At 25.9% G+C, this 13087-nt stretch carries 10 protein-coding genes; all 10 read left to right on the top strand.

Annotated features, from left to right (window positions below):
- The first annotated feature begins 13 nt into the window (after positions 1-13).
- The 10 genes from tpiA (at position 14) to thrS (ending at position 12915) form a co-directional block, all read left to right on the top strand.
- A complete protein-coding gene (tpiA, locus tag AAHH39_RS11280) occupies positions 14-763 on the top strand; it encodes a triose-phosphate isomerase (RefSeq protein ID WP_342218146.1) in 750 nt (249 codons plus the stop codon).
- Between the two features lie 41 nt (positions 764-804).
- Complete coding sequence (locus AAHH39_RS11275) at positions 805-2181, top strand: hypothetical protein (protein WP_252319506.1); 1377 nt, start codon at positions 805-807, stop codon at positions 2179-2181.
- A gap of 17 nt (positions 2182-2198) precedes the next feature.
- Entirely contained in the window at positions 2199-3734 is a 1536-nt protein-coding gene (gpmI, locus tag AAHH39_RS11270; protein WP_342218145.1) for a 2,3-bisphosphoglycerate-independent phosphoglycerate mutase, read from the top strand.
- A 191-nt stretch (positions 3735-3925) separates the two neighbouring features.
- Positions 3926-4852 (top strand): hypothetical protein, encoded by a 927-nt coding sequence (locus AAHH39_RS11265; RefSeq protein ID WP_342218144.1) that lies wholly within the window; start codon positions 3926-3928, stop codon positions 4850-4852.
- A 28-nt stretch (positions 4853-4880) separates the two neighbouring features.
- On the top strand, positions 4881-6188 hold the full coding sequence (locus AAHH39_RS11260) for a hypothetical protein (RefSeq protein ID WP_342218143.1): 1308 nt from the start codon (positions 4881-4883) through the stop codon (positions 6186-6188).
- A gap of 270 nt (positions 6189-6458) precedes the next feature.
- A complete protein-coding gene (locus AAHH39_RS11255; RefSeq protein WP_342218142.1) occupies positions 6459-6941 on the top strand; it encodes a hypothetical protein in 483 nt (160 codons plus the stop codon).
- Between the two features lie 119 nt (positions 6942-7060).
- Positions 7061-8365 (top strand): phosphopyruvate hydratase, encoded by a 1305-nt coding sequence (gene eno / locus AAHH39_RS11250; protein ID WP_342218141.1) that lies wholly within the window; start codon positions 7061-7063, stop codon positions 8363-8365.
- 106 nt (positions 8366-8471) lie between these two features.
- Complete coding sequence (locus AAHH39_RS11245; RefSeq protein ID WP_342218140.1) at positions 8472-9524, top strand: ATP-dependent 6-phosphofructokinase; 1053 nt, start codon at positions 8472-8474, stop codon at positions 9522-9524.
- 18 nt (positions 9525-9542) lie between these two features.
- The gene (gene pyk / locus AAHH39_RS11240; RefSeq protein WP_342218139.1) at positions 9543-10949 is read left to right on the top strand and encodes a pyruvate kinase; all 1407 of its coding nucleotides are present in this window, start codon (positions 9543-9545) and stop codon (positions 10947-10949) included.
- 31 nt (positions 10950-10980) lie between these two features.
- Positions 10981-12915: a threonine--tRNA ligase gene (thrS, locus tag AAHH39_RS11235; RefSeq protein ID WP_342218138.1), complete on the top strand. Its 1935-nt coding sequence runs from the start codon at positions 10981-10983 to the stop codon at positions 12913-12915.
- Positions 12916-13087 lie beyond the last annotated feature (172 nt).

The following is a 13087-nucleotide window of genomic DNA, read 5'->3' as shown; positions in this document are numbered from 1 at the left end:
AAAGGAGAAACAAATGGAACGTAAAAAGATTATTATTGGAAATTGAAAAATGTATAAAAATATAGAAGAAACTCAATTTTTTTTAAATGAATTTAATAAATTAATAAAAACTAAAAATATTAAATATGATTATGGAATAGCAGCTAGTTTTACTAATTTACCTTTATTAAAAATGAATAAAACTTCTGCTTTAATTATTGCAGCTCAAAATTGTCATTATGAAATCGAAGGTGCATATACTGGTGAAATTTCAATTAAGATGCTAAAAGATATGATGGTTAGTCATGTTATTATTGGTCATTCTGAACGCAGAATGTATTTTAATGAAGTAGATGAAACAATAAATAAAAAATTACATTCACTATTTAATGCTAATATTATATCAATTTTATGTTGTGGTGAAACTTTAAACCAATATGAAAATAAAGAAACTAATGAAGTAATTAAAAATCAAATTAAGTTAGCATTAAAAAATATTAAAGCAGAAAATATTGCTAAGTTAGTAATTGCCTATGAGCCAATATGAGCAATTGGTACTGGTAAAACAGCAACAGCTCAACAAGCCCAAACGGTTTGTAAAATGATTCGTGAATTTATTAGTGAATTATATAATAAAAATGTTGCAGAACAAGTACGTATTCAGTATGGTGGTTCAGTAAAACCCGATAATATTAAATTAATACTTTCTGAACCCGACATTGATGGTGCATTAGTTGGAGGTGCTTCATTAGTACCACAATCTTTTTTTGATTTACTAATTTAACTCTATTTAAATTACTAATAAAAATAAGGAGTTAACTAAACATGGAATTATCAAAGATACAAATTAAAAGTATGTGAACAAAACTAACAAAAAAAATTAAACATCGTGCCTTTCCGGCAACCACTTTTGTCAATGCTTTTAGGAATAAGTCAGAAATTTTAGCATTGTTTAGTAAAAATGGTGAAGACACTAATCAATTAGAACAAATTGGCTTTATTATTTGTACTAAAACTATTTTTGCTCCTAGTAGTGATAGTATTGTTAGTGACAAAGGTATTATTACTAATGAATATTTTACTGGTGAAGTAATTGATGTTAATAATACTCTTATTCCTAATACTTATATTCATTTAGTTAAGGTTAATAGTGGACCAATCGTTATTAACGATATTCCATTGTATTTAACCATCAATGAAAGTCATCATCAATCATTAGTTAATAATAAAATTGGTGCTAAATTATTTACAAATAGTTTGATGAAACAATTAAATTATAAAACTTCTAATTTTAGTTCTATTTCTATTACTGAACAAAATTTTATTGTTGCTCTTAATAATTTAAAGATAAATAGAAAACAAATATTGCAAAGTGAATTTATCATTAATTCTTTATTAGAACAAAAATTATCATTAGAACAGTTAATTTTATTGCAAAATAAAAAAGAATATAGTTATTTAAAAAAATTTAATGAAGTTGAATTACAAGAAATTATTAATTTGCAAAAAATAGCAGTTGTTGCTATTAAAACTAATAAAGATCAGCGAAAAATAACATTAATAGCAGGTAATAAACAACGAATTGAAAACTTTTTTATTAATGCTAAAAAACCAATCATTATTGCTATTAATGCTATTAATAAAAAAATTAGAGCAATTAATCAGCCCGAAAATATTCAACCAATAGCACCGATAACTAATATTACTAATTATCAAGATTTATGACAATTACAAAAAATTCATAAAGAACTATTGAAGTCATTTTCAAAATGGCGGATAGTATCTCAAGATATATTAGAAAATTTATCACAGACTTTTGCTTATGGTTATTATTCAGAAGTCATTGATAATTTGAAAATTACTCATTATTCTTTTAATAATGATTTATTAGATTATAATTTAATGGAAATTAAAGGACACAATTTATTAGCTAATAGTAGTAATACTATTTTATTTCTTTCTAATAATATTAGTGATAATCCTAGTATGGTTATTTTATTAAGTGAAGATTTAAAATCAATTTGTGATTTAAAAACAATAATTACTAAAATTACTAAAAAGCAATCTATTAAAATAGTCTTTAAAAAAGATATTGTTATTTTGAGTACTGTTCATTATCAATGTATTACTGATTTTATTACTAAAATGATTACTATTTTTAAATCTGATAATTTTAAACATCAGTTGCAAGTTATTAAATAAAATATGAGGTGAAATTTATGAAAACAAAACAACCAATATTACTATGTATTTTAGATGGTTTTGGTATTGCAAAATCTAGTTCAACTAATGCTATTAGTTCTGCAACAAAACCTAATTTGGATTATTTATTAAAAACTTATCCGCATACTGAAGTTTCAGCTTCTGGCCTTGCAGTTGGTTTGCCAGAAGGACAAATGGGCAACTCTGAAGTTGGACATTTACAAATTGGTGCCGGTAGAGTAATTTATCAGTCATTAACATTAATTAATAAGTCAATAAATGATAAAACATTTTTTAAAAATGAAACAATATTGTCAGCAATTAATCATGCCAAAAAGAATAATAGTAATGTTCATATTATTGGTTTACTAAGTGATGGTGGAGTACATGCTCATATTAATCATATTTTAGCATTATTAGAAATTGCTAAACAACAAAATTTTAAGAATGTTTATGTTCATGCTATTTTAGATGGTCGTGATACAAAAGCTGATATTTCTAAAATTTATATTGAACAGTTATTAAAAACTATGAAACAATTAGGCGTTGGTATGCTTGCTACTATTTCAGGAAGATATTATGCTATGGATCGCGATAAACGTTGAGATCGTTTAAAAATAGCATATGATGTAATAGTTAATCATGAAGGTGCTTCATTTATTGATCCTATTGCTTATGTTAATGCAGAATATAGTGCTGGCCGTAATGATGAATTTATTATGCCTGCTTATAATTCTGAAATTAATAATGGTAATATTAGGAATAACGATAGCATTATTTTTGCTAATTTCCGTCCTGATCGTGCAATTCAATTAGCATCAGCATTAACAAATAATAAATATGATTTTAATATTAGTATGAAAATACCAACATTAAAAAATACTTTTTTTATTTCAATGATGGAATATGCTAAAAGTGTTAAACCACAAGGTGTTATTTTTCCACCTATATCAATGCTTGATGCTTTAGGAGAATGATTAAGTAAAAATCAATATCATCAATTACGAATTGCTGAAACTGAAAAATATGCACACGTAACTTATTTTTTTGATGGTGGTGTTGATGTTGAATATCCACTATCAACAAGAATTTTAATTCCTTCACCAAAAGTAGCAACTTATGACTTAAAACCAGAAATGAGTGCTCGCGAAATTACTACTCGTTTAGAAAGTGAAATTTCTAAAAACATATATGATGTTATGGTTTTAAATTTTGCTAATCCTGATATGGTTGGTCATACTGGTGTTTTAAATGCTGCCATTGATGCGATTGATGTTATTGATGAATGTCTTGGAAAATTGTATCAAGCAATAAAAAAAGTGAATGGTATTTTAATGATTACTGCTGATCATGGTAATGCTGAAATCATGATTGATAAAGAGGGTAATCCTAATAAAAAACATACATCGCAACCAGTACCATTTATTATTTGTAAAACAGGATTAAAATTAAAATCAGGTGGTTGCTTAGCAAATATTGCTCCAACGCTATTAGACGTTTTGGGTTTAGTTAAACCAACTGTTATGACCAGTGAGTCTTTAATTATTAAATAAAAATATATTGATTTTTCTTTTTATTGATAAGTGCTTGTTTTAAGAATATAAAAGTATTAAAATATAGGCATATGAATTAAATATAGTGTTTCCCCTTTTATTTTTTTAAATAAATATAAGGGGTTTATTATATTTAGCTCCTATATTATTTTAGAAATTTATACATTTATTAAAAATTATGGAGGTAAAATATGCCATTATCTGAAACAGTAGAATATCGAGAACTTAATGACTTTCTACAAAAATCATTAAGTTCTAAAAAAGATGAATCATCACCCAATATAACTTTAAATAGTTTGGAAGTTAAGATTGATGATATAAAAACACAATTAGATAGTAGTTTAAAAGAATATATCATTGAACTTGTATATGTAGATGAAAAGGGACATTTAGTAAAAAATACTAATGATGAAAACGTTAGTATTATTCAACAACCACCTTTAGCAATTAATAGTGATCAATTACAACAACTAGTAATAGTAAAAGAAAAATTAGATAGTTCTCTAGTACATTTATATCGAACTAAAAAAGAAAATGATAAGATTATTCTTGAATATTTAGATAAAAAAGAATTACCAGCATTATTATTAAAAACTCAATCAGAATCCAATAATTTAAATAATGAAGAATATAAAGAAGAGTTAGATGATCTTAATGTTAATATTATAAAAAGATCTGAAGAGCCTATGAAATTATCATTTGCTGAGAATGGAACGTGTTATTTGTTTATTGATGATAAAAACAAAACAATTGTTCCTGTAGATGTAAATGATGCTAAGGAATTTAAAAACTTTGTAGCCAAAAAATGTCCTTGTAATGGTAGTATAAATATTGAAGTTGATAAAAATGGAAAGATTTTGTTTGCATATATTATTGATAACCAGACTCATAAGAGGAAAGATATAAAAATTGATGAAAAATTAATTGATACTCTTGAAAGAGTAATTAGTACAGCCTCTTCTTTACATTCACAACATTCACAAAATAATTCTGTTACACCTAAAAAAGAAGTACAAAGTAATAATTCTTTTCCTGCAAAGGAAGTTAATGGTACTGAACCATCATCAAAACCAGTAGAACAAAACGTTAAGTCAGTTTTATCTACACCAACACCATAAATGTAATAATTAAAGGAGAAAAATAAAAATGCCATTAATAAATTTTAAGTCATTTACAGAAATTATGAGAAATAGATATAAAGAAGTATCAGATAATGTTATAGATATTGATATTGTAGTAGGAGATGACCTATATTCAAAAAAAAATACACTCGATATTTTAAAACTATTTAACATTAATCCATTAAAAGTAAAAAAAATAGTTAGTTTAAATCAAGAAGGAAAATTTGTTGTTGATAATGGTGCATTAATTAATGGTGTGTTTATTAGTGATGAATCAGTAAGTCAAGAAGATCAAAATTTATTTAATAAAGATCAATTAGTTTTTGTTGAGGATGAAACTGATAAGAATAAGATTAATGTATATAAGATTTTATTTAATGAAACTGTTCATGAACAATTAACACCCGAAGGTGAAAAAATAGATAAAGTTGAATTAATACCTGAAAGAGTAAAATTAAGAGATATGACATTAAAAAGTTTTAATGATTTATTTATAGATACTGTTTTATTTAATGAAGATTTTCTTCTTGAAACAGAAAATGATAATAAATTAAAAACTTATTTTGATGCAGAAAAAATAATGATTGATTTTGCTAGTGTTAATTATTTAACTAAATTAGTTCAACCACCGCGTGCTAGTCTTCCTTTGCAAAATGATACTAATGATGAAATTAGAACTAAATTAAAAGATGAAAGTTTAGAAGGTTTGTATAGTTTAGAAATAGAGAATAACAAAATAAAAATATGAAATATTAAATCGAATCAAGAAGAATTAATTTTTGAACAAAACCTTTCACAAGAGTGAAAAATTAAATGAAATTCTATTTATGATAATAGATATCAAAAAATGTATTTTACAAAAAATCCAGATAGTGATTTAGTAAAACAATGAGTAGTTGATAGTGTTAATAATGAATTACAATATATTGACACAACTAATTTATCAGATTTAAGAAAAAAACTTCTAAATAATAATTTATTTCCTAATGGATTAAAGGGTATTCACTGTGGAGAAAATGGAGCACAAGTTAAAGTGGCAAGAGCTGCTGCTGAACAGGTAATATCACCAAAACTATCAGCCATAAAATTATCTCCAGCTATCGTTAATAATGTTATTAATTTAAAATGAGATGATAGTAGAGAATTATGAGATTTAAACATAACAACTCCTACAGTTACATTAGATAAAAAATTAAAATTAGAAAAAGATGAAAATGATATTTTGAAAAAATTAATAGAAAAAAATAATAATGCAAATACTGTTATTTTATTTAATAAGTGCGATGGTAAATTTTTAAGAGCATATTATTTCTTTAATTTTGTAGAAAAGTAATGATACATGATAAAGTGTTATTTTTAGAGAATTTTTACACTAAATAATGTTACTTTTAACAAATTTTTAATTAAAAATAATATTTTAAGTGTAAATTGATGAATAATTTTTGGTCATCCATACTTTTCTACATAATTAAAATATTATTTTGATGAAAATAATAAGAAAGTAAATTGCTCTAATAAGTTAAGTGATGAAGATAAAGAACAACTTAGTATCATAAATCAAAAAGCAAAAGCAAGAGTATCAGAAGTAAGAAAAGTAATACCAGTGCCTGATTTAAAATCAAGATTATTTTCAAAAAATACTAAGACTTTTAATTTAAGTATTATTAATGGAAAATGCTATGTTTTATGTAATGATGAATTTGAAATTGCATTTAGAGCAGAAGTACCACTTATTTTTGAACAAATTCAAGCATTATCATATTTAGTTGAAAGTGCAGTTGATTTTTCTTTAACTTTTGATAAAAATAATAATTTTAAAAGTATAAGTTATAAAAATCACGTAAATCAAAGTAATGTAACTATTGATAAGAAAGATTTACCTGATAGTAAAACTTTTAATCAAAAAAATATTAATACTGATGAATTAATGGAAGCAATAATTACTACTCTTAATAATCCCGAAAGTTTAATACCAGAGGATGATGGAGTAACTCCAAAACCATGAAATAGTGATACTGCTGCTAAAGTTAATGGTACATCATCACCAAGTAGTACAACTCAACATTCACAACAACAACAAATGTAATTAAATCATCATTATTTTAGAAGCACAAATAAAAAATATTTGTGCTTTTTTGATTCTAAACAATATTTTTTTCTGTATAATAATTAGTGAAATATTAAAGAAAGAAGGAATTAACAAATATGTCTTGCATTATTGATATTAGAGCACTACAAGTAATAGACTCAAGAGGAAATCCAACTATTCAAGTTGAATGTTGAACTGAAGATGGTGGATACGGGCTTGCTTTAGTGCCATCAGGTGCTTCAACAGGTACTAGAGAAGCTTTAGAACTACGAGACAAAGATACTAAAGTTTATGGTGGACTTGGTGTTATGAAAGCCATTAAAAATATTAATGAAAATATTGCCGAAGCTATTATTGGTTTGGAAGTTACTAATCAAAGATTAATTGATCAAACAATGATTAAGTTAGATGGAACAGAAAATAAAACAAAATTAGGTGCCAATGCTATTTTAGGGGTATCATTAGCAGTTGCTAAAGCTGCCGCTGATGAATTATATGTGCCCTTATATACATACTTAGGTGGTACTAATGCTTGTCAGTTGCCAGTCCCAATGTTAAATGTAATTAATGGTGGTGCTCATGCTGATAATAATATTGACTTTCAAGAATTTTTAATAATGCCAGTTGGTGCTAAAACATTTTCAAAGGCAATCCAAATGGCTGCTGAAACTTTTCATGCTTTAAAAAGTATTTTAAAAGGTAAGGGTTTAGTTACTGCAATTGGTGATGAAGGTGGTTTTGCTCCTAATTTAAAATCAACTGAAGAAGCATTAGATTTAATTGTTGAAGCTATTAAAAAAGCGGGTTACACTCCAAATAAAGATATAAAAATTGCTATGGACTGTGCATCATCAGAGATTTATAAAAATGGTAAATATGTTTTTGGTAATAAAGATGGTAAAAGTAAAAATACTGAAAAATTATTAACTTCAGCGCAACTAGTAGATTATTTAGTTAATTTAACTAAAAAATATCCAATTATTTCAATTGAAGATGGTTTGGCTGAAGGTGATTGAGAAGGATTTAAATTATTATTAGAAAAATTAGAAGGTAAATTTCAAGTTGTTGGTGATGATTTATTCGTTACTAATCCAAAAATTATTAAAGAAGGAATTATTAAAAACGTTGCTAATTCAGTATTAATTAAACTAAATCAAATTGGAACATTAACTGAAACTATGGAGGCTATTGAAATGTGTCAAAAAGCTCGGTGAACAGCAGTAGTATCTCATCGTTCTGGGGAAACTGAAGATACAACGATTGCTGACTTAGCAGTAGCTTTTAATACTGGACAAATTAAAACAGGTTCAATGTCAAGAACTGATCGTGTTGCAAAATACAATCGTTTATTAACAATTGAAGCCGATTTAGCAGATCAAGCTAAATTTTTAGGTGACGATGTATTTTATAATATTAATTAATTAAAATCATATTTTATGGTTAAATTTACTGATATCCTTTTTAATTTTAAACAAATTATAATAATTATCACTAAAATAATGTAATTAGAAGAGAGGATGACTAAATATGCAAGAATTAAATAAAAGAAGAATTGGAATCTTAACTTCTGGTGGTGATTCACCAGGTATGAATAATGTTATTAATGCAGTATATAAGACTTTTCGTGGTATAAATCATGAAAATAGTAAAATTGCTACTGCTGATAAAAGACCATTTGAATTAGTTTTAATAAAAAATGGTTATAAAGGAATAATGACAAATGACATTCACGTTATTGATAACAATTGATCAAATTTAATTTATCTAGGAACTGAGATGGGGGGAACAATCATTGGGTCTGCTCGTTTTAGAGAATTTGAGCAAGAAGAAACTCGTAAAAAATGTATTGAAATTTTAAAATCTAAAAAAATTGAAGGTTTAATTGCTATTGGTGGTGATGGTACATATAATGGTTTGCAAAAATTAAGTAATGAAGCAGCTATTCAATGTGTGGGTATTCCAGGTACTATTGATAATGATATTAGTTCAAGTGAGTTTACTATTGGTTTTGATACCGCTCTTAATACAATTGTTGAAAATCTTGATAAAATTCGTCAAACCGCTAATTCTCATGGAAGAATTATGATTGTTGAAGTAATGGGTCGTAATTGTGGTGACCTTGCTCTTCATAGTGCTGCTGCTGCAAATTGTGATTTAGTTGCAACTAAAGATTTAGGAATTGGAGAACAGTCATTGATTGATATTATTAAACAGTTGTATACTAAAAAACAACGTCGTTCATTAGTAATAGTAGTAACTGAACGTCAATATGATGTTAATAAAATAGCTAAAATCATTGAAAAAGATACTGATTGTGAAACAAGAGCAGTAATATTGGGTCAAATTCAACGTGGGGGAACACCAAGTGCATTTGATCGTTATTTAGCAACAATGATGGGTATTTTTGCTGCCGAAAGATTTGCAAATAGTAATAAATCTAGTATTTGTATTGGATTACAAGATAATAAATTAGTAGCTATTGAAATTCAAGATGCATTAAACACACCTTCAATAAATAAAAATAACGTTGCTAATAAAATTTTACGTTTGTCAGGAGTTATTTTTAAAAAAAATACTTAATAAAAAGAGGTGAATAATTTGATATCAATTATAAAAAGAACTAAATGTGTAACTACTTTAGGACCTGCTTCAAATTCTGCTGATGTTATTAAACAACTAATAGAAAATGGCTCAATTTGTGGGCGTTTAAATTTTTCTCATGGTACTCATGATGAACATTTATCAAGGATTTTAATGATTAGAGAAGTATCTAAACAATTAAATGTACCAGTTGCTATTATGTTAGATACTAGAGGTCCAGAAGTTAGAACACATACCTTTACAAAGGGTAGTGTAGAAATCAAAAAAAATGAAATTATTACGATAATTGATAATAAAGAGATTATTGGTACTGCGGATAAGTTTTCTGTAAATTATGGTAATTTAGCAAAGGATATTAAAGTTAATGATAATTTACTAGTAGATGATGGTAAATTAACATTAAAGGTTACATCGGTTAAAGACCATACTGTTATTTGTCAAGCTTTAAATACACATACTATTAAAGATCGTCGTGCTATTAATATTCCAAATGTTAAATTGTCTTTACCTTTTATTTCTGAAAAAGATAGAGCAGATTTAATTTTTGGTTGTCAGCAAAAAGTAGATTATGTTGCTGCATCATTTGTTTGTTCAGCAGTTGATATTAAAGAAATCCGCAAAGTTTTAGATGATAATGATGGTAAACATATTCAAATCATTGCTAAAATTGAATCACAATTAGCAGTTAATAATTTTGATGAAATTTTAAAAGAATCAGATGCTATTATGGTTGCTCGTGGTGATTTAGGAGTTGAAATTCCTTTTGAAAAAGTTCCTTTTTTAGAACGTGAATGAATTAAAAAATGTCGTACTGTTAACAAACCGATAATTGTTGCTACGCAAATGTTAGATTCAATGATAGATAACCCTCATCCAACACGTGCTGAAGTTACTGATGTTTGGGTTGCTATCGATTGGGGAGCAACATGTACAATGTTATCGGGTGAATCTGCTAATGGTAACTATCCTGTGTTATCAATTGCAACAATGAGTAAAATTCTTGTTGATGCTGAAAGTCATCAAGAACAGAGTAAAATTGCTACTGATTTATTGCATACAAAAGATCAATTAGTTGCTAAAACTATTAAAAAAATTATTGAAGAAAAACCACAATATTTAATTACTAATAGTCAAGATAGTAATTATATTAGAACTATTGCTAATGCTCATTTGCCAGTTTATATAATTCCTATTGTTAATAATGTTATTGATTATAATAAATTTGCAATAAACTTTGGAATTTATACTTTTTTAGCAGCTGAAGGAATTCCAGTAGAATTAAGTAATTCTTCGCAATTAGTTAAAAGCATTAGTAGCACTTATATAATCCCTACTAAATCAAAAGTATTAGTAGTAGATATTAATAATAATACTAATCCTTTTACAACTTTTATTGTTAAATAACCTAGTACTACTGAAAGGAATTAGGTAAAACATGAAAATTAATGTAATTAAATTAAATGGCAAAACGATGACTTATAATATTGAAAATCCAATTACTGGTTATCAATTATTAAAACAGGAAAATGAAAATATAGATTCTTCAATTATTGCTTTTACTCTGAATGGACAATTAAAAGATTTATATTGAGAAATTAAAGAAGATGCTGAAATCAAGTTTATTAAAAAAGATGATGCTTTAGGATGAACTATTTTAAATTATGGATGTGCTATGATTTTAGCTCATACTATTAAATGAATGTATCCACAAGCGTTAATTACGATTGCTAATACTAATGATAATGGTTTTTATTTAGATTTTGATTATGAAAAGCGACTTTCTAATGATGAATTAATTAAAATTGAAGAGAAAATGCGTGAAATTTTAATAAAAAATATTGAAATTAAAAGAGTTTGTCAAACTAAAGAAGAATCTTTAAAAACTCATAAAGACAATCCTTTTGCTTTAGAATATATTAAATTAAATCATGTTAATGGATTAAAATGCTCTTATTTAGTTGATAATAAGACTTTAGTAGTAGCATCGGGTGTTGCTATTAATAATTCTTCATCAATAAAAGATTTTAAATTATTAAGTATTACTGGTGCATATTGATTAGGAAATGATAAAAATAAACAATTACAGCGCATTTCTGGAATTTGTGATTATTCAAAAGTAAAATTAGTAGATAAACTTAATGAGCTTGAAGAACGAAAAAATCATGATCATCGCAAACTAGGTAAAGAATTAAGTATTTTTACTTTTAATGATGATTGTGGTAAAGGATTACCTATATTTTTACCAAATGGTATGGTTATTAAAAAAGTTTTGCAGGAATATTTGAGAAAACAAGAATTTATGTGAGATTATCAAGAAGTAGCGACACCAGTTTTAGGTTCTGTTGAATTATATAAAAAAAGTGGTCATTGAGATCATTATCGTGAAAATATGTTTACTCCAATTAAAAAAGAAGAAGAACAATTGGTATTAAGACCAATGACTTGTCCTCATCACTGTATCATTTATAAAAGTGCTCTTCGTAGTTATAAAGATTTACCTTTTCGTTTAAGTGAGCATGCTTTATTATATCGTTATGAAGCAAGTGGGGCTTTAACTGGTTTAGAACGAGTAAGAAGTATGGAATTAACTGATTCTCATATTTTTGTTAGATTTGATCAAATGAAAATAGAGTTTAAACGTTGTTATCAGTTAATTGCTGAGGTTTTAAAAACTTTAAATATTAAAATTGATTATTTATCATTATCTTTACGAGATCCTGCTGATAAAGAAAAATATTTTAATGATGATAAAATGTGAAATCAAGCAGAAACAGCATTACGTGAAGTATTAGATGAATTACAATTAGAGTATAAACCAATGATTGGTGAGGCTGCTTTTTATGGACCAAAATTTGATGTTCAAATTAAAACAGCATTAGGTCATGAAATTACAATATCTACTATTCAATTCGATTTCTTATTACCGAAAAAGTTTAATTTAACTTATATTGATGAAAATAATAATGAAACAAATCCAGTTATTGTTCATCGAGGATTAATTGGTACATATGAACGTTTTATTGCCACATTATTAGAACAAAATAAAGGTGTTTTTCCACTATGATTAGCACCAAGGCAAATTGCAATTTTACCAATAAATGAAAAAGAAAAAACCTTAGAATATGCTAATAAATTATTGCAAACTTGTAAACAACATAATTTACGAACTGAAATTATTAGCAGTGGAACTATTGGCAAACGTATTGTTGAAACACAAACTCAAAAAATTCCTTATCAAATTATTATTGGTGATAAGGAAATAGAAAATAATAATTTAAGTTATCGTCAGTATGGTCAAAAAGAAAGTAAAATTGTTACCTTATCAGAATTTTTAAAATTATTAACAAAACAAGTTGAGAATAAAATATAACTATAAAAATTAAAAAACCATTTAAGAATTAGAACCTTAAATGGTTTTTTAGTTAATTAAGCAATTTAATTTTACTAAGTATATTAGTAAAAATTAAGCCATTTTTTTATACGAAAAAAATATTTATATTTTTACTATTATTTTCATTGACATTGGGTTTTGTTTTCTGTAA

Source organism: Spiroplasma endosymbiont of Amphimallon solstitiale, from assembly GCF_964030965.1.
GTDB lineage: Bacteria > Bacillota_I > Bacilli_A > Mycoplasmatales > VBWQ01 > Spiroplasma_E.
The sequence above is the reverse complement of the archived record's forward strand: the minus strand, read 5'-3'. Positions and strand labels throughout refer to the sequence as shown.